The 18,614-nt window shown below is 66.2% G+C and carries 13 protein-coding genes; 7 read left to right on the forward strand and 6 right to left on the reverse strand.

The features are described 5' to 3' along the window. The first annotated feature begins 41 nt into the window (after positions 1 to 41). Together AAHK21_RS04730 and AAHK21_RS04735 are read left to right on the forward strand one after the other, a co-directional pair. Positions 42 to 722, forward strand: a complete 681-nt coding sequence (locus AAHK21_RS04730; protein WP_038705756.1) for a heavy metal response regulator transcription factor — start codon at positions 42 to 44, stop codon at positions 720 to 722. Continuing rightward, entirely contained in the window at positions 719 to 2,065 is a 1,347-nt protein-coding gene (locus AAHK21_RS04735; RefSeq protein WP_367858954.1) for a heavy metal sensor histidine kinase, read from the forward strand. Before AAHK21_RS04730 ends, AAHK21_RS04735 begins: the two co-directional genes overlap by 4 nt. 32 nt (positions 2,066 to 2,097) lie before the next feature. Here the strand turns inward: AAHK21_RS04735 and AAHK21_RS04740 are convergent, their stop codons facing one another. The 3 genes from AAHK21_RS04740 to AAHK21_RS04750 all read right to left on the reverse strand — a co-directional run bounded on the left by AAHK21_RS04740 (position 2,098) and on the right by AAHK21_RS04750 (position 5,346). Continuing rightward, positions 2,098 to 3,342 carry a lipoprotein-releasing ABC transporter permease subunit gene (locus tag AAHK21_RS04740; protein WP_367856589.1) on the reverse strand — a complete coding sequence of 415 codons (1,245 nt, stop codon included), beginning with the start codon at positions 3,340 to 3,342 and terminating at the stop codon, positions 2,098 to 2,100. Positions 3,343 to 3,404: 62 nt separating this feature from the next. Next, positions 3,405 to 4,088 (reverse strand): lipoprotein-releasing ABC transporter ATP-binding protein LolD, encoded by a 684-nt coding sequence (lolD, locus tag AAHK21_RS04745; protein ID WP_367856590.1) that lies wholly within the window; start codon positions 4,086 to 4,088, stop codon positions 3,405 to 3,407. A gap of 7 nt (positions 4,089 to 4,095) precedes the next feature. Beyond that, the gene (locus AAHK21_RS04750; protein ID WP_367856591.1) at positions 4,096 to 5,346 is read right to left on the reverse strand and encodes a lipoprotein-releasing ABC transporter permease subunit; all 1,251 of its coding nucleotides are present in this window, start codon (positions 5,344 to 5,346) and stop codon (positions 4,096 to 4,098) included. 93 nt (positions 5,347 to 5,439) lie between these two features. Between AAHK21_RS04750 and AAHK21_RS04755 the strand changes: the two genes are divergently transcribed. Both AAHK21_RS04755 and AAHK21_RS04760 read left to right on the forward strand, forming a co-directional pair. Continuing rightward, positions 5,440 to 6,024, forward strand: a complete 585-nt coding sequence (locus AAHK21_RS04755; RefSeq protein ID WP_046856391.1) for a PilZ domain-containing protein — start codon at positions 5,440 to 5,442, stop codon at positions 6,022 to 6,024. A 30-nt stretch (positions 6,025 to 6,054) separates the two neighbouring features. After that, a complete protein-coding gene (locus AAHK21_RS04760) occupies positions 6,055 to 6,771 on the forward strand; it encodes a glycerophosphodiester phosphodiesterase family protein (protein ID WP_038705752.1) in 717 nt (238 codons plus the stop codon). Between the two features lie 48 nt (positions 6,772 to 6,819). Here the strand turns inward: AAHK21_RS04760 and sthA are convergent, their stop codons facing one another. The 3 genes from sthA to AAHK21_RS04775 all read right to left on the reverse strand — a co-directional run bounded on the left by sthA (position 6,820) and on the right by AAHK21_RS04775 (position 11,067). Further along, positions 6,820 to 8,214, reverse strand: coding sequence for a Si-specific NAD(P)(+) transhydrogenase (gene sthA, locus AAHK21_RS04765; protein WP_023631920.1), 1,395 nt, complete (start codon positions 8,212 to 8,214; stop codon positions 6,820 to 6,822). A 203-nt stretch (positions 8,215 to 8,417) separates the two neighbouring features. Next, positions 8,418 to 9,419: an FAD:protein FMN transferase gene (locus AAHK21_RS04770; RefSeq protein WP_367856592.1), complete on the reverse strand. Its 1,002-nt coding sequence runs from the start codon at positions 9,417 to 9,419 to the stop codon at positions 8,418 to 8,420. A 184-nt stretch (positions 9,420 to 9,603) separates the two neighbouring features. Continuing rightward, the gene (locus tag AAHK21_RS04775) at positions 9,604 to 11,067 is read right to left on the reverse strand and encodes a glyceraldehyde-3-phosphate dehydrogenase (RefSeq protein ID WP_046856393.1); all 1,464 of its coding nucleotides are present in this window, start codon (positions 11,065 to 11,067) and stop codon (positions 9,604 to 9,606) included. 167 nt (positions 11,068 to 11,234) lie between these two features. On the opposite strand from AAHK21_RS04775, the gene mfd reads away from it, so the two are divergent. The 3 genes from mfd to AAHK21_RS04790 are packed head-to-tail and all read left to right on the forward strand — an operon-like array spanning position 11,235 to position 18,570. Then, positions 11,235 to 14,684, forward strand: coding sequence for a transcription-repair coupling factor (gene mfd / locus AAHK21_RS04780; RefSeq protein ID WP_367856593.1), 3,450 nt, complete (start codon positions 11,235 to 11,237; stop codon positions 14,682 to 14,684). Positions 14,685 to 14,693: 9 nt separating this feature from the next. Beyond that, complete coding sequence (locus AAHK21_RS04785; protein ID WP_046856395.1) at positions 14,694 to 15,254, forward strand: CsiV family protein; 561 nt, start codon at positions 14,694 to 14,696, stop codon at positions 15,252 to 15,254. A gap of 4 nt (positions 15,255 to 15,258) precedes the next feature. After that, on the forward strand, positions 15,259 to 18,570 hold the full coding sequence (locus tag AAHK21_RS04790) for an SNF2-related protein (RefSeq protein WP_367856594.1): 3,312 nt from the start codon (positions 15,259 to 15,261) through the stop codon (positions 18,568 to 18,570). Positions 18,571 to 18,614 lie beyond the last annotated feature (44 nt).

Raw genomic sequence — 18,614 nt, forward strand, 5'->3', positions numbered from 1 at the left:
ATCATTTCGGCATCACGTTGGCCCGAACCGTTGGTAAACACATGAAACTGCTGATCGTCGAAGACCAGGCCAAGACCGGCCAGTACCTCAGCCAGGGCCTGAGCGAGGCCGGCTTCGCCACCGAACTGGCCAGCGACGGCGACACCGGCCAGCACCTGGCCCTGAGCGGCGACCACGACCTGCTGATCCTCGACGTGATGCTGCCGGGGCGCAACGGCTGGCAGATCCTCCAGGCGGTGCGCCAGGCCGGGCTGGACACCCCGGTGCTGTTCCTCACCGCCCGTGACGCCGTCGAGGACCGCGTGCACGGCCTGGAGCTGGGCGCCGACGACTACCTGGTCAAACCCTTCGCCTTCTCCGAACTGCTGGCCCGCGTGCGCAGCCTGCTGCGCCGTGGCGCCAGTGCCAGCCAGGATACCTGCCTGGCCCTGGCCGACCTGCGCCTGGACCTGATCCGCCGCCGCGCCGAGCGCGCCGGCCAACGCATCGACCTGACCGCCAAGGAGTTCGCCCTGCTCGAACTGCTGCTGCGCCGCCAGGGCGAGGTGCTGCCCAAGTCGCTGATCGCCTCGCAGGTTTGGGACATGAATTTCGACAGCGACACCAACGTCATCGAGGTGGCCATCCGCCGCCTGCGCCTGAAGATCGACGACAGCCATGCCACCAAGCTGATCCACACCGTGCGCGGCATGGGCTACGTGCTCGAAGAGCGCCACGACTGATGCGCCGCCTGTCCCTGGGCAGCCGCCTGGCGCTGCTGTTCGCCGCCTGCACCGCCGCCGTGTCGCTGGGCGCCGGCCTGCTGTTCAGCCGCGCCAGCGAGCAGCATTTCGTCGAGCTCGACCAGCAATTGCTCAGCGGCCGGCTTTCGCTGATGAGCAGCCTGCTCGCCGGCGTCGCTACCCAGGAGCAACTGGCCATGCGCCTGCCGGCGCTGCTCAACGAGCTGAGTCACCAGTCCGACCTGGCTTTGCGTGTGCGCGGCGCCGACGGCTCGCTCTGGTTCGCCAGCCGCGGCGAGCTGCCGCAAGCCCCCGCCCCCACCGGCCTGGCCACCCTGCACAGCCACGGGGTCGATTACCGCAGCCTCAGCGCGCCACTGATCGACGGCCAGCCCGCTGTGCCACAACTGACCCTGTTCCTCGACATCACCCACCACCAGCACTTTCTGCAAGGCATGCAGCGGCTGATCTGGTTCACCGTCGGCCTGTCGGCGCTGGCCACCGCGCTGCTCGGCGCCTGGGCCGTACGCCGTGGCCTGAAACCGCTGCGGCAGATGGGCAAGGTGGCCGCCAGCGTCACCGCCGGCTCGCTGACCACGCGCTTGCCGGCCGCCGAGATGCCCGAGGAACTGGCCGAGCTGGCCGGCACCGTCAACGCCATGCTGCAGCGCCTGGACGATGCCTTCCAGCGCCTGTCGGCGTTCTCCGCCGACATCGCCCACGAGCTGCGCACGCCGCTGTCCAACCTGCTGACCCACACCCAGGTCACCCTCACCCGTCCGCGCAGCCTGGAGGAGTATCGCGAGGCCCTGCACGGCAACCTCGAGGAGCTGCAATGGATGGCCCAGCTGGTCAACGACATGCTCTACCTGGCCAAGGCCGACCACGGCCTGCTGATGCCCAGCCGCCAGCCGCTGGACCTGGCGACGGAGGTCGATGCGCTGCTGGAGTACTACGCGCCGCTGGCCGAGGACGCCGAGGTGCGCTTGCTGCGTGAGGGTCAGGCCCACACCGAAGGCGACCGGCACATGTTGCGCCGGGCGCTCTCCAACTTGCTGGACAACGCCCTGCGCTTCACCTCTGCCGGAGGGAAGATTCGAGTAAGCCTGGAGCCTGGGCTGCGCATCGTGGTGGCCAACACCGGGCCGGCGATTGCGCCGCAACTGCTTGAGCGATTGTTCGACCGCTTCTACCGGGCGGATCCGGCGCGCCAGGAAGGCAGCAGCGAGCATGCGGGGTTGGGACTGGCGATCACCCGCTCGATCGTGCAGGCACACGGTGGGAAAATTCGGGCGGAGTGTGAAGATGGATGGACGCGGTTCGTGATCGAGTTGCCCGCGTAGGGGCGCAAAGCGCCCCCCGGTGTTGCAATGTCTTACTCGTAACGCAACGCCATCGCCGGCTCGATCTGCGAGGCGCGGTAGGCCGGGTAGATCGTCGCCAGGAAGCTCATCACCAACCCCGCCACGCAGATGATCGCCACATCGCCCCATTGCAGCTCCGACGGCAGGCTGCTGATGAAGTAGATGTCGGAGGTGAAGATATGCTGTCCGCTGACTCGCTCGAGCCAACCGACCACCGCGCTGACGTTCAGCGCCAGGATCACCCCCAGCACTCCGCCAAGCAAGGTGCCGACGATACCGATCAAGCTGCCCTGGACCATGAAGGTGCCCATGATCTGCGCCGGCGTGGCGCCGATGGTACGCAGGATGGCGATGTCCGCGCCCTTGTCGTTCACCACCATCACCAGGGTGGCGATGATGTTGAACGCGGCCACGGCGATGATCATCATCAGCAGCAGGCCGATCATGGTCTTTTCCATCTTCATCGCGCTGAACAGGCTGCCCTGGGTGTGCGACCAGTCATCGGCGCGGTAGCCTTCGCCCAGGTCTGCGGCGATGGCCTTGGACACTTGCGGCGCGGCATACAGGTCATGCAGTTTCAGGCGCACGCCCTGCACCTGCCCCGGTGCCCAGCGCTGCATCTCGCCGGCATCGGCGACGTGGATGTAGGCCTGCGAGCCATCCAGCTCGGCACCTACCTTGAAGATGCCGACCACGGTCAGGCGCTGCATGCGCGGGGTGATGCCGCCCGGCTCCTTGCTGATCTCCGGGACGATCAGGGTCAGCTTGTCGCCGGTGTTCAGGCGAAAACGCCGCGCGGTCAATTCACCGATGACCACGCCATACTCGCCCGGCACCAGGTCCTGCAGGCTGCCCTGGACGATGTGCTGGGTGACGATTGAGACCTTGCCCTCCTCGGCCGGCTCGATGCCAGCGACCTGGATCGGCTGCATCGCCCCCTTGTACGAGAGCATGCCCTCCATTTCGGTGATCGGCGCGGCGGCCATCACCGCCGGGTTGCCTTCGGCAGCGGCGGCGACCTTGCGCCAGTCATCCAGAGGTTGCGCGCCGAGGATGGCGGCATGAGGCACCAGGCCAAGCACCCGCGAACTCATTTCGCGCTGGAAGCCGTTCATTACCGACAACACCGTGATCATGGCCAGCACGCCGAGCGACAGGCCGATCATCGAGGTCATCGAGATGAACGAGATGAAGTGATTGCGGCGCTTGGCACGGGTGTAGCGGGCACCGATGAACAAGGACAAGGGTCTGAACATGAACGGGAACACCCAAGTAGAAAAAGAACCGGGGCCGCCTCACGGGGCCCCGCGCAAGCGACTCAGATCGCCACCAGGTGCCCGTCTTCCAGGCTCAGCACACGGTCCATCTGGCGCGCCAGGTTGAGGTCGTGGGTCACCACCAGGAAGGCGGTCTGCGAGTGGGTAGACAACTCGCGCATCAGCTCCTGGATGCCCTGGGCGGTATGGTGGTCGAGGTTGCCGGTGGGCTCGTCGAGCATCACCAGGCCCGGGCGGTTGACCAGGGCGCGGGCAATCGCCACGCGCTGGCGCTCACCACCGGACAGCTCGGCCGGCTTGTGATTGAGGCGGTGGCCCAGGCCGACGCGCTTGAGCAGCGTCTCGGCGCGCTCGCGGGCCTCGCTGATCGGGGTCTTGCCGATCAGCAGCGGCATGCAGGCGTTCTCCAGGGCGGTGAACTCTGCCAGCAGGTGGTGGAACTGGTAGACGAAGCCCAGCGCGCGATTGCGCAGCAGGCCGCGGGCCCGCTCGCCCAGTGCCGACAGCTCTTCGCCGGCCAGCCACACACTGCCCTGCGTCGGCGTGTCGAGGCCGCCCAACAGGTTGAGCAGGGTACTCTTGCCCGAACCCGAGCTGCCGACGATGGCCACCCGCTCGCCTGGGTGCAGCTCGAGGTTCAACCCCGACAACACCTGCACCGACTCCGGGCCTTCCTCGTAGCTCTTGCCCAGGTTGCGGCAGCTCAACACGGCTTTATCACTCATGCGCGACTCACTCATAACGTAGCGCCTCTGCAGGCTGGGTGCGCGAGGCGCGCCAGGCCGGGTACAGGGTGGCGAAGAAACTCAGGACCAGCGCCGCACCGCAGACCATGTACACGTCCTGGGCCTGGATCTGCGACGGCAGGTAATCGATGAAGTACACGTCGGCATTGAGGAACTTGTGCCCGATCAGGGCTTCGATGCCGGCGATGGCCGCGCTCACGTTGAGCGCGCCGAGGATGCCCAGCACCGCGCCGATCAGCGTGCCGACCACGCCGATCACCGTGCCCTGGACCATGAAGATGGCCATGATCTGCCCGGGTGTGGCGCCCAGGGTGCGCAGGATGGCGATGTCGCCGCGCTTGTCGTTGACCACCATCACCAGAGTGGAAATGATGTTGAACGCCGCCACCGCGACGATCAGCAACAGCAGCAGGCCGATCATGGATTTCTCCATGCGGATCGCCTGGTACAGGTTGCCGTGGGTGCGGGTCCAGTCCCGCGGGTAGTACTCCTGCTCGCCCAGCTGCTGGGCGATGGCCCAGGTGGCACGCGGCGCCTGGAACAGGTCGTCGAACTTCAGACGCACGCCCTGGACCTGGTCGGCCTTCCAGCGATGCAGGCGCGACAGGTCGGCGATGTTGGTCAGGCCCAGGTAGCCGTCGATCTCGCCGGCGCCGACATGGAAGGTGCCGACCACGGTGAAGCGCTTCATGCGCGGGAACATGCCCGCCGGGGTCACGCTGACCTCGGGGGCGACGAAGGTCAGCTTGTCGCCGATGGTCACGCCCAGCTTCTGCGCGGCCTTGTCGCCGATCATGATGCCCCACTCGCCCGGCGCCAGCTTGTCGAGGCTGCCGTCGAGGACGAACTTGTCGATGATCGACACCTCGCGCTCGCGGGCCGGGTCGATGCCGTTGAGCAGCACCTTCTGCACCTTGCCCTCATGGGTCAGCAGGCCCTGCATCTGGGTGAAGGGCGCGACCGCCAGCACCTGCGGATTCTGCTTTACTTTAGAGGCGAGGGCCTGCCAGTCGTCGATCGGCTGGCCGGTCTCCAGCGTGGCGTGGGGGATCATCCCCAGCACGCGGGTACGCATCTCGTGGTCGAACCCGTTCATCACCGACAGCACCACGATCATCACCACCACGCCCAGGGCGAGGCCGATCATCGAGGTGAGCGAAATGAACGAGACGAAGTGATTGCGGCGCTTGGCACGGGTGTAGCGCGTACCAATGAATACGAATAGAGGTCTGAACATGTCGGGGCTTGTTCGGATGAAAGGGAACGTCCTTGTGGCGAGGCGCCTACGGCGGCTTTACACTCGGACCACCGCCGTAACCTTGGGTTCGCCATGACGACATTAGACGAAGAAGATCGCCGCGAATACTACCGCATCGAAGATCGGATCGCACTTCAAATCAGCCCCCTCAGCGCGGCCGAAGCCCTTGAGACAGAACTGTTGCAGGATGATTCTGAGCTGTTCAACCTGCTCAGCGAACTGCACCTGTCGGACTTCGAGTCGCAACACCTGCTGCGCCAGTTGAGCGAGAAGGACCGCACCCTGGCCGCCTTCCTGCGCGCCCAGAACAAACGCCTGGACCTGCTCAGCGCCGTGGTCGCGCAAACCCTGATCGGCGAAATCGGCCAGCCGACGCCGGTGATCATTTCCGAAGGCGGCATCGAGTTCGCCCAGGCGCAGAAGATCGCGCCCGGCACCCGGGTCAAGGTGAAGATGGTGCTGATGCCCCGAGCCCATGGCCTGCTGCTGCGCGGCCGCGTCACCCATTGCGACCCGCGCCCGGACGGCGACTTCGAGGTCGGCACCGAATTCATCGACATGACCGACGCCCAGCGCCAGCTCCTGGCCCGCTACATCCTGCAGCGCCAGCAACAGCAACGGCGCCAGGCGCTGGAGCAGAACGAGCCGGACGCATAAGCCCTTTTTCCCTGATTTGAAGGAACGAACGTGACCCTGATCTATGGCCACCGCGGCGCCAAGGGCGAAGCACCCGAGAACACCCTGCAGAGTTTCCGCCAGTGCCTGTCCCATGGCGTGGACCGCTGCGAACTCGACCTGCACCTGTCGGCCGACAACGAGCTGATGGTGATCCACGACCCGACCCTCAAGCGCACCACCGGCCGGCGCGGCAAGGTGGTCGAGCACACCGCCGCCGAGCTGGTGACCTACGATGCCCGCAAAGGCGGGCCGGGCCATGTGCAGCCCTGCCCCATCCCACGGCTCGAGGAACTGTTCGCGAAGTGCCCGTTCGAGCATTGGCAGCTGGAGGTCAAGAGCGCCTCGCGCACCCGCGCCGCCAGCACGGTGCTGGCGATCCGCGAGCTGGCCCTGCAGCACGGCCTGCTGGACAAGGTGACCATCACCTCGAGCTCACGGGAAGTGCTCGGCGCCGCCCAGGAGCTAGTGCCGGACGTGAAGCGCGGGCTGGTCGCCGAGTATGCCTGGCTCGACCCGTTGAAGGTCGCGCAGAACTACGGCTGCGAGATGCTGGCGTTGAACTGGACGCTGTGCACCCCCGAGCGCCTGATCAAGGCGCAGCGCCAGGGTTTGCACGTGTCGGTGTGGACGGTCAACGAACCGGCACTGATGCGCCGGCTCGCTGACTTTGGCGTGGACAGCCTGATTACAGACTTTCCCGGTTTGGCCAGGACCACCCTCGGGTAGGGCTGAAATCGGTCTCCCCGACCGGCTCAGGCCACCGGTCGGAGCCGCTCAAAAAAGCCGGTTCAGACCATCATAGGCGGCTACCCGATAGGCCTCGGCCATGGTCGGGTAGTTGAACGTGGTGTTGACGAAGTACTTCAGGTTGTTCTGTTCGCCCGGCTGGTTCATCACCGCCTGGCCGATGTGGACGATCTCCGAGGCCTGGTAGCCGAAGCAGTGCACGCCCAGGACCTCCAGGGTCTCGCGGTGGAACAGGATCTTCAGCATGCCTTGCGGCTCGCCGGCGATCTGCGCGCGGGCCATGCTCTTGAAGAAGGCCTTGCCCACTTCGTAGGGCACCTTGGCCTGGGTCAGTTCCTGCTCGTTCTTGCCGATCGAGCTGATCTCCGGAATGGTGTAGATGCCGGTCGGCACGTCGTTGACGAAGCGCCAGCTGCCGTTGTCGACGATGCTGCCGGCCGCCGAGCGACCCTGGTCGTGGGCGGCGCTGGCCAGGCTCGGCCAGCCGATCACGTCACCGGCACCGTAGATGTTCGGCACGCTGGTGCGGTAGGTCTCGTCGACCTCGATCTGGCCACGGCTGTTGACCTTGATACCGATGTTCTCCAGGCCCAGCTTGTCGGTGTTGCCGGTACGCCCGTTGCACCACAGCAAGGCGTCGGCCTTGATCTTCTTGCCCGACTTCAGGTGCAGGATCACCCCGTTGTCCAGGCCTTCGACACGGTCGTACTCCTCGTTGTGGCGCACGGTGATGTTGTTGTTGCTGAAGTGGTAGCTCAGCGCCTGGGAAATCTCCGAATCCAGGAAGCTCAGCAACTGGCCGCGGTTGTCGACCAGTTCCACCAGCACACCCAGGCCGCTGAAGATCGAGGCGTATTCGCAACCGATCACCCCGGCGCCGTAGACGATCAGCTTGCGCGGGGTATGGCTGAGGCTGAGGATGGTATCGCTGTCATAGACACGCGGGTGGTGGAAGTCGATGTCGGCCGGACGGTACGGGCGCGAGCCGGTGGCGATGATGATGTGCTTGGCGTTGAGCTTCTCGACCACGCCGTTGGGGCAGACCACTTCGACGGTCTGCTCGTCGGCGAAGCTGCCGGTGCCGACGAACACATCGACGCGGTTACGCGCGTAGTAGCCGGTGCGCGAGGCGACCTGCTTGCTGATGACTTTCTCGGCGCTCTTGAGCACGTCGGGGAAGGAGAACCAGCGCGGCTCGCCGATGGCGCGGAACATCGGGTTGGTGTTGAACTGCATGATCTGCCGCACGGAGTGACGCAGTGCCTTGGACGGGATGGTGCCCAGGTGGGTGCAGTTGCCACCGACCTGGCGACGGCTGTCGACCATGGCCACCTTGCGCCCTGCTTTGGCGGCGTTCATTGCCGCGCCCTCACCGGCCGGGCCGGAACCCAGCACCACTACGTCGTAGTTGTAGACAGCCATGCGTACTCCTTCAGAACTGGCCCGCCGGCCGGATGGCCGCGGGGCGCGATCATGTCGCCGGGGCGCCATGAGAAAATTCGGGTGCAGTCTAATCAAGCGTGATCGCCGCGCACATTAACCCTTGGTCGCGTCGTAGGCCATTATTGCCTGCACTACATGTCGTTTCACCGTTTCCCTGGCTTCGATCATCCGTGGCTTGCCTTTCACTCGCCTTTCACCCGCCGCTCGAAGGCCGGCGTGGAACGGGAGACGAAACCACCCTCGACCCGGGTCACCAGCACCGCGGCGATACCGTGGGCGATGGCGAAATCCCAGCCTTGCTGCGGCCCGAGGATCAACAGCAGGGTCGAGTAGCCGTCGGCCAGCAGCGCCGAGGCGTCGAGCACCGTCACCGCCGCCAGGTCGTGGGCGACCGGGCGCCCGAGGCGGGCATCGAAGGTGTGCGAATAGCGCCGGCCATTGTCCTCGAAATAATGCCGATAGTCACCCGAGGTCGATACGGCCAGGTCCTGCACGTCGATGACCTGGCGGGCGATCTGGCGATCCTCGCGCGGCAGCTCCAGCGCCACCCGCCAGGCACTGCCGTCGGGCTTGCGGCCCACGGCCTTGAGTTCACCGGTGGCCTCGGCGAGGAAGTCGTCGATACCCATGGCGCGCAGGCGCTGGGCGATCAGGTCGACGGCGTGGCCGGCGGCGATGCTGTTGAAATCCAGTTCGATGGCGGCGTCCTTGCACAGGGCCTCGCCCTCGAGGCGCAGGTGGCGGTAACCCACACGCAGGCGCGCCCTGGCCAGCGCCTGCGGCTCCGGCACTTGCATTTCGCGGGCCTGCGGGCCGAAGCCCCAAAGGTCGAGTAGCGGTTCGACGGTAAGGTCAAAGGCACCCTGGCTCTGTTCGGCCAGGTGCTGGCCGAAAGTAACCAGCTCCAGCATGTCGGCATCGATGGGCTGGCACTGGTTGGCCGGCAACTGGTTGAAACGGCTGACGGTGGAGTCGCCGCGGTAGGTGGAGTAATGCGCGTCGATGGCCTGCAGGATGCCTTCGACCGCCGCCTGCACCTGCTCCGGCGCCGGGCCGCCTGGCTGGCGAACGTACTGGATGCTGTAGCTGCTGCCCATGGTCGGGCCGCCAAAGCGCTCGAGGGTCGGGGTTGGCTCGCAGGCTGAAAGCAGCGAAAGGATGGACAACAGTAGTATCGCGCGCAAACGAGAGCTCTCAGGAGACTGCACTGGCCTCATCGCCGGCAAGCCGGCTCCCACAAAAGGCTCGGCGCCAGCGCCTCTGTGGGAGCCGGCTTGCCGGCGATGAGGCCGGTACAGGCACAGCAGTTATCAGGCAAAAAAAACGGGAACCCGAAGGTTCCCGTTTTCTCAACGCATTACAAGCGGATCAGCGTGGAAACGCTGGCGGGTTCACACCGGCCATGTCTTCCATCACGCGCACCACCTGGCAGCTGTAACCGAATTCGTTGTCGTACCAGACGTACAGGACAACACGGTTGTCATTGCAGATGGTCGCCTCGGCGTCGACCACACCAGCGTGGCGCGAGCCGACGAAGTCGGTCGATACCACTTCCTGGGAGCTGACGTAGTCGATCTGCTTGTGCAGCTCGGAGTGCATGGCGGTCTGGCGCAGGTACTCGTTCAGCTCTTCGCGGTTGGTGGCCTTCTCGAGGTTCAGGTTGAGAATGGCCATCGACACGTTCGGCGTCGGAACACGGATCGCGTTACCGGTCAGCTTGCCCTTGAGCACTGGCAGCGCCTTGGCGGCGGCAGTGGCGGCACCGGTCTCGGTGATGACCATGTTCAGCGGCGCGGCGCGGCCACGGCGGCTGCCCTTGTGGAAGTTGTCGATCAGGTTCTGGTCGTTGGTGAACGAGTGAACGGTTTCGACGTGGCCGTTGACGATGCCGTACTGGTCGTTGATGGCCTTGAGCACCGGCACGATGGCGTTGGTGGTGCAGGACGCCGCCGAGATGATCTTGTCGTCGGCGCTGATGTCGCCGTGGTTGATGCCGTGCACGATGTTCTTCAGCGCGCCCTTGCCAGGTGCGGTGAGGATCACGCGGGCGGCGCCCGGGCAGGCCAGGTGCTGGCCGAGGCCGTCGGCGTCACGCCAGACACCGGTGTTGTCGACGATCAGCGCATCGTTGATGCCGTACTGGGTGTAGTCGACTTCGCTCGGGCTCTTGGCGTAGATCACCTGGATCAGGTTGCCGTTGGCGGTGATGGTGTTGTTGGCTTCATCGATGACGATGGTGCCGTCGAACGGACCGTGCACCGAGTCGCGACGCAGCAGGCTGGCGCGCTTGACCAGGTCGTTCTCGGCGCCCTTGCGCACGACGATGGCGCGCAGGCGCAGGCCGTCGCCGCCACCGGTCTTCTCGATCAGGATGCGCGCCAGCAGGCGGCCGATGCGGCCGAAGCCGTACAGCACGACGTCGGTGCCCTTGCGTGCGGAAGCGTTCTGCTGACCCACGACGTCGGCCAGTTCGTCACGGACGAACTGCTCGGCGCTGCGGCCATTGCCTTCAACCTTGAACTTGTTGGCCAGCTTGCCCAGGTCCACCGAGGCGGCGCCCAGCTTCAGCTCGCTCATGGCCTTGAGCAGGGGGAATGTCTCGTGGACGGACAGCTCGGTCTCGTCGGTCTGACGGTGACGGGCAAAGCGGTGGGCTTTGAGGATCGAGATAACCGAACGGTTGATCAGGCTGCGGCCATAGATCGAGCTCACCACGTTGTTGTTGCGGTAGAGCTGACCGATAAGCGGGATCATCGCTTCAGCCAGGGCTTCACGATCGATCCACTCACCAAGACACTGGTCGGGCTTCTGAGTCACGGTAACCTTCCACATGTAGGGGAACAAAAAAGGGGCTACATTATGACGCCCCGCGGCGTATCGGGCAATGAGCGCCTGTCGCCGGCGCCAACCCCCGTCGCCAAGCCCTTTCGAACCTGACAGCGCGCCTCGTCACCGGTACAATCGACCTCTTTGCCGCAACGCTTGGAGTCCGATCTCCCGTGTCAGTTCTGCGCCTACCGCAAATGTCGGCCACGGCCGGCAAACAAACCTGGGGCAACCTGCCCGGCGCGGCCTTGAGCCTGGCCGTCGCCGAGGCTGCCAGTACCGCCGGTCGCTTCACCTTGCTGCTGACCGCCGACAGCCAGGCGGCCGACCGCCTGGAGCAGGAGCTGCGCTTCTTCGCGCCGGATCTGCCGGTACTGCCTTTCCCCGACTGGGAAACCCTGCCCTACGACCTGTTCTCGCCGCACCAGGACATCATCTCCCAGCGTATCGCCAGCCTCTACCGGCTGCCGGAGCTGGACCACGGCATCCTCGTCGTGCCGATCACCACCGCCCTGCACCGCCTGGCCCCCACGCGCTTCCTGCTGGGCAGCAGCCTGGTGCTGGACGTGGGCCAGAAGATCGACGTCGAGCAGATGCGCGCGCGCCTGGAAGCCAGCGGCTACCGCTGCGTCGACACGGTCTACGAGCACGGCGAGTTCGCCGTGCGCGGCGCGCTGATCGACCTGTTCCCCATGGGCAGCAAGCAGCCGTACCGCATCGACCTGTTCGACGACGAGATCGAGACCCTGCGCACCTTCGACCCGGAGAGCCAGCGCTCGATCGACAAGGTCGACTCGATCCGCCTGCTGCCGGCGCGCGAGTTCCCCATGCAGAAGGACGAGGTGACGCGCTTCAAGGCGCGCTTCCGTGAACGCTTCGACGTCGACTTCCGCCGCAGCGCGATCTTCCAGGACCTCACCAGCGGCATCATCCCCGCCGGCATCGAGTACTACCTGCCGCTGTTCTTCGAAGAAACCGCCACCCTGTTCGACTACCTGCCGGCCGACACCCAGGTGTTCTCGCTACCGGGCGTGGAACAGGCCGCCGAACACTTCTGGAACGATGTGCGCGGGCGCTATGAAGAGCGCCGCGGCGACATGACCCGGCCACTGCTGCCGCCGGCGGAACTGTTCCTGCCGGTGGAGGATTGCTTCGCCCGCCTCAAGCAATGGCCACGGGTGGTGGTCAGCGCCGAGGACCTCGACGCCGGCGCGGGGCGCGAGCGCTTCCCCGCCCGCGCACTGCCCAACCTGGCCATCGAGGCCAAGGCCCACCAGCCGCTGGCGGAGCTGGCCAACTTCCTCGACCAGTTCAGCGGCCGCGTGCTGTTCACCGCCGAGTCCGCGGGCCGGCGCGAAGTGCTGCTGGAGCTGCTCGAACGCCTCAAGCTGCGCCCGCAGACCGTCGACGGCTGGGCCGACTTCGTCACTGGCGGCGAGCGCCTGGCGATCACCATCGCCCCCCTGGACGACGGCCTGTTGCTGGACGACCCGGCCATTGCCCTGGTAGCGGAAAGCCCGCTGTTCGGCCAGCGCGTGATGCAGCGCAGGCGCCGCGAGAAACGCGGCGAGGCGGCCAACGACGCGGTGATCAAGAACCTCACCGAGCTGCGCGAAGGCGCGCCGGTGGTGCACATCGACCATGGCGTGGGCCGCTACCTGGGCCTGGCCACCCTGGAAATCGACGGCCAGGCCGCCGAGTTCCTCACCCTCGAATACGCCGAGGGCGCCAAGCTCTACGTGCCGGTGGCCAACCTGCACCTGATCGCCCGCTACACCGGCAGCGACGACGCCCTGGCCCCACTGCACCGGCTGGGCTCCGAGGCCTGGCAGAAAGCCAAGCGCAAGGCCGCCGAGCAGGTGCGCGACGTCGCCGCCGAGCTGCTCGACATCTATGCCCGCCGCGCCGCGCGCAAAGGCTATGCCTTCGCCGACCCGGCCGCCGACTACGCCACCTTCAGCGCCGGCTTCCCGTTCGAGGAAACCCCCGACCAGCAGACCGCCATCGAGGCCGTGCGTGCCGACATGCTCGCCGGCCAGCCCATGGACCGCCTGGTGTGCGGCGACGTTGGCTTCGGCAAGACCGAGGTGGCCATGCGCGCCGCCTTCATCGCCGTGCACAGCGGCCGCCAGGTGGCGGTGCTGGTGCCCACCACCCTGCTCGCCCAGCAGCACTACAATAGCTTCCGCGACCGCTTCGCCGACTGGCCGGTGAAGGTCGAGGTGATGAGCCGCTTCAAGTCGGCCAAGGAAGTCGCCAGCGCCGCGGCGGAGCTGGCCGAAGGCAAGATCGACATTCTCATCGGCACCCACAAGCTGCTGCAGGACGATGTGCGCTTCAAGGACCTGGGCCTGGCCATCATCGACGAAGAGCACCGCTTCGGCGTGCGCCAAAAGGAACAGCTCAAGGCGCTGCGCAGCGAGGTGGACATCCTCACCCTGACCGCAACGCCGATTCCGCGCACGCTTAACATGGCGGTGTCGGGCATGCGCGACCTGTCGATCATCGCCACGCCCCCGGCGCGACGCCTGTCGGTGCGCACCTTCGTCATGGAGCAGAACAAGAGCACGGTGAAGGAAGCGCTGCTGCGCGAACTGCTGCGCGGCGGCCAGGTGTACTACCTGCACAACGATGTGAAGAGCATCGAGAAATGCGCCGCCGAGCTGGCCGAGCTGGTGCCCGAGGCACGCATCGGCATCGGCCACGGGCAGATGCGCGAACGCGAGCTCGAGCAGGTGATGAGCGACTTCTATCACAAGCGTTTCAACGTGCTGATCGCCTCGACCATCATCGAGACCGGTATCGACGTGCCGAGCGCCAACACCATCGTCATCGAGCGCGCCGACAAGTTCGGCCTGGCGCAATTGCACCAGTTGCGTGGCCGGGTCGGGCGCAGCCACCACCAGGCCTATGCCTACCTGCTGACGCCACCGCGCCAGCAGATCAGCGCCGACGCCGAGAAACGCCTGGAGGCCATCGCCAACACCCAGGACCTCGGCGCGGGCTTCGTCCTGGCCACCAACGACCTGGAGATCCGCGGCGCCGGCGAACTGCTCGGCGAAGGCCAGAGCGGGCAGATCCAGGCGGTCGGCTTCACCCTGTACATGGAGATGCTCGAACGCGCGGTCAAGGCCATCCGCAAGGGCGCCCAGCCGAATCTCGAACAGCCGCTGGGTGGCGGCCCGGAGATCAACCTGCGCCTGCCGGCGCTGATCCCCGAGGACTACCTGCCCGACGTGCATGCGCGCCTGATCCTCTACAAGCGCATCGCCTCGGCGGCCGACGAAGAGGGCCTCAAGGACCTGCAGGTGGAGATGATCGACCGCTTCGGCCTGCTGCCGGAGCCGACCAAGAACCTGATGCGCCTGACCCTGCTCAAGCTGCAGGCGGAAAAGCTCGGCATCAAGAAAGTCGATGCCGGCCCCAACGGCGGCAAGCTCGAGTTCGAGGCCGAAACCCCGGTCGACCCGCTGACCCTGATCAAGCTGATCCAGGGCCAGCCCAAACGCTACAAGTTCGAAGGCGCGACCCAGTTCCGCTTCCTGGTGCCGATGGAACGCCCCGAAGAACGTTTCAACACCCTGGAAGCGCTGTTCGAGCGCCTCACCCCACAAAATCCATAAGGAAGCTTCATGCGTGCCATCCGTTGCCTGACCCTGCTGCTGGCCCTGCTCGCGCCAGCTGCCTTCGCCGCAGGCCCCTACCAGGTGGAAATGATCCTGGTGCGGCAGAACGCCGTGCCGGCGATCACCAGCCCGTTCGCCCCGGAAGACTGGAGCGCCGGCGCGCCGCGCCTGGAAAAAGGCGCCGAACGCCCGACCGGCCTGGGTGACGAAGTCACCCGCCTGCAGGCCACCGCCGACTACACCGTGCTGCTGCACAAGGCCTGGCAGCAGGATGGCGAAACCGTTGCCCTGAGTGCCGGTGACGAACAGTTCGGCCACTTCCCGATCGAGGGCAACCTGAGCATCCAGGAAAGCCGCTTCATCGCCGTGGACGCCAACCTCTGGGTCAACCAGCTCGACAGCAATGGCAGCGTGCTGCGCAGCGAGCAGTTCAAGCAGAGCAACAGCAACATGAAGGCCGGCCAGCTGACCTTCCTCGATGGCGGGCACCTGGCCGTGCTGCTCAAGGTCTCACCGGCCGGCATGCGCAAGATGCCGCTGCCCGATCCGGAAATGATGGAGCAGTGAAACCGTGAACGCCGATGTGCAGAAGCTGGCAGCCGAGAATCCGAGCTGGAAGCGCGATTTTTCCGCGGCCACCCTGCAACGTGGCGAGCGCTACGCCGAACAGGGCCTGGTGCAGATCCAGTCCCACGGCGATTCACGCATCGAGTCCACCTGCCGCGGCAGCGGCGGCAATGTCTACCGCCAGCGGATCATCATCACCGCGGGGCCATCCGGGCAATGCCACGTGCGCGGCAACTGCTCCTGCCCGGTCGGCGAAAACTGCAAGCACTGCGCCGCCGCGCTCTACACCCTGGCCAGCAGCTACGGGCGCGGCGCGGCCAGCGGCGAGCAACTGCCTCATCACCTGCAGCATTGGCTGCAAGGCCTGGAGCAGCCCACCCCCAGGCAAGACGGCGCTGAAGACCGGCGCGGGCGCATGGTCTGCTACCAACTCATGCTCAAGGACGACAAGAGCTGCGCCCTGCGCGTGCGCAAAGGCACCCGCGAAGAGCATGGCATTCGCTACAGCCGCATCCATTCGCTGTACGAACTGCTCTACGAGCCGCCGAAATACGTCAAGGAAGAAGACCTGCGCATCCTGCGCCAACTGTCGGCGCAGAACGCGCCCTTCGGCCAGGAGCGCGGTTTCGCGCTGAAGGGGCACGAGGGCGGCGAACTGCTGCAGCGGGCGCTGGACACCGGGCGTCTGATGTTCATCGAAGAATTTCCCTTGCTGGTTCAGGGCGCCCCGCGCCAGGCGCAATTCCGCTGGGTACGCCTGAACAGCGGTGACTATCGGGGCATGTGGTACAACGGCGAGGAACCGCTCAATTGCGTGCTGCCGCTGGTACCGCTGTTCTACTTCGATGTCGACAACCAAGAAGTCGGCACCGTCACCCACACCCTCGACCCGCACACCGCCCTGCAGCTGTCCCTTGCCCCCGATGTACCGGAACACCTTATCGTGCCCCTCAGCCACAAGCTCAACGCGCTCAACCATGGCCTGCCGACCCCCACCGCCGTGCAGGAAGAACAGCTCGACGGCATCGAGCCAACCCCGCACCTGACCCTCGGCAGCCTCGAATTCAGCGCCTACACGCCCAAGACCGGCCGCATGCAACGCCAGATGCAGCACCGCGCCGCGCTGGCGTTCGACTACGACGGCCTGCGCGCCAGCAGCAGCGACGACAAGTCACTCAGCCGCCTGGTGGGCACCACCAGCCAGCGCATCCAGCGCCAGCCACAGGTCGAGCAGGCCCTGCGCAAGGCCCTGCGCGACCACGGCTTCAAGGTGGCCACCCGCCAGAGCAAGGCCCTGCCCGACAGCGCCGGCGAAATGTACCAGCTGCCCGACGACGAAGCCTGGCTGCGCTTCGCCCGCGAGGGCCTGCCGCGCCTGCGCGAGGCGGGCTGGGTGATCGACGTGCACCGCGACTTCGCCTTCAACCTGCACGAGGTCGACGACTGGTATGCGACCATCGAGGAAGCGCCAGGCCACGAATGGTTCGACCTCGAACTGGGTATCGTGGTCGACGGCCAGCGCCACAGCCTGCTGCCGATTGTCCTGCAGTTGCTGCGCGCCAGCCCGGAACTGCTGCGGCCCAGCGAACTGGCGCGGCGCAATGATGACGAGCACCTGCTGATCGACCTCAACCGCGCCCGCCATGACGGCCCGGCGTTGCGGGTCGCCCTGCCCTACGGGCGCATCAAGGCGGTGATGGGCACCCTGGGCGAGCTGTACCTGCACGACGACGCCGTGGGCCCGAGCCTGCGTCTGAACCGCACCGATGCCGCGCGCCTCAACGACATCGACCACTTGCCGCTGCAATGGGAAGGTGGCAGCCATGTGCGCGACCTGGGCCGGCGCCTGCGCGACGCCCGTGACCTACAGGTGGCGCCGCCCGAAGGCCTGAACGCCACATTGCGCCCCTACCAGCAGCAAGGCCTGAACTGGCTGCAAGCCCTGCGCGAAATGGGCACCGGCGGCATCCTCGGCGACGACATGGGCCTGGGCAAGACCCTGCAGACCCTGGCCCACCTGCTGCTGGAGAAGGAAAGCGGGCGACTGGTACATCCGGCGCTGGCAGTGATGCCCACCAGCCTGGTGCCCAACTGGCTCGACGAAGCCCGGCGCTTCGCCCCCGGCCTGCGCGTGCTGGCCTTGCATGGCCCGGGCCGCAACAAGCACTTCGCCAACCTGGCCGACCATGACCTGGTGCTGACCACCTACGCCCTCGTCCCCCGCGACCTGGAGCCACTCAAGGCGCAGCCCTGGCACCTGCTGGTGCTGGACGAGGCGCAGAACATCAAGAGCAGCACCAGCAAGGCCGCCCAGGCCGTGCGCGAGCTGCAGGCCAACCAGCGCCTGTGCCTGACCGGCACGCCGATGGAGAACAACCTCGGCGAGCTATGGTCGATCTTCCACTTCCTGATGCCCGGCTGGCTGGGCGACAGCAAGCGCTTCACCCAGGACTACCGTACCCCGATCGAGCGTCACGGCGACGCCGAGCGCATGGCCCACCTGGCCAGCCGCATCCGCCCGTTCCTGCTGCGCCGCACCAAGGAACAGGTGGCCACCGAGCTGCCGGCCAAGACCGAGATGATCCACTGGGTCGAACTCAGCGACGCCCAACGCGACACCTACGAGGCGCTGCGGGTGGCAATGGACAAGAAGGTCCGCGACGAGATCGCCCGCAACGGCGCCGCGCGCAGCCAGATCGTCATCCTCGATGCACTGCTCAAGTTGCGCCAGGTGTGCTGCGACCTGCGCCTGGTCAAGGGCACCGAGGCCAAGGGTTCGTTCGCCGACAAGGGCAAGCTGGGCAGCCTGCTGGAGATGCTCGAGGAGTTGCTCAGCGAAGGGCGCAAGGTGCTGCTGTTCTCGCAGTTCACCTCGATGCTGGCACTGATCGAGTTCGAGCTGGAGAAGCGCGGCATCCGCTACAGCCTGCTGACCGGCGACACCCGCGACCGTCGCGCCCCCGTGCAGCAGTTCCAGAATGGCGACAGCGAGGTATTCCTGATCAGCCTCAAGGCCGGCGGCACGGGGCTTAACCTGACCGCCGCCGACACCGTGATCCACTACGACCCGTGGTGGAACCCGGCCAGTGAAAACCAGGCCACCGACCGCGCCTACCGCATCGGCCAGGACAAGCCGGTGTTCGTGTTCAAGCTGATCACCCGGGGAACGGTGGAAGAGAAGATCCAGCAATTGCAGCAAGAGAAGGCGGCACTGGCAGCCGGGCTGCTCGATGGCGGGCAGGCCGGGCAATGGCGGTTGGGGGATGAAGAGATCGAGGCGCTGTTCGCGCCGCTGCCGGGCAAACGAAGCAAGTAAAAGCCCGCTGCCACGAACCCTCAGGGGGCGTGGCAGCGGGCTTG

Source organism: Pseudomonas sp. TE50-2, from assembly GCF_040813665.1.
Lineage (GTDB): Bacteria > Pseudomonadota > Gammaproteobacteria > Pseudomonadales > Pseudomonadaceae > Aquipseudomonas > Aquipseudomonas soli.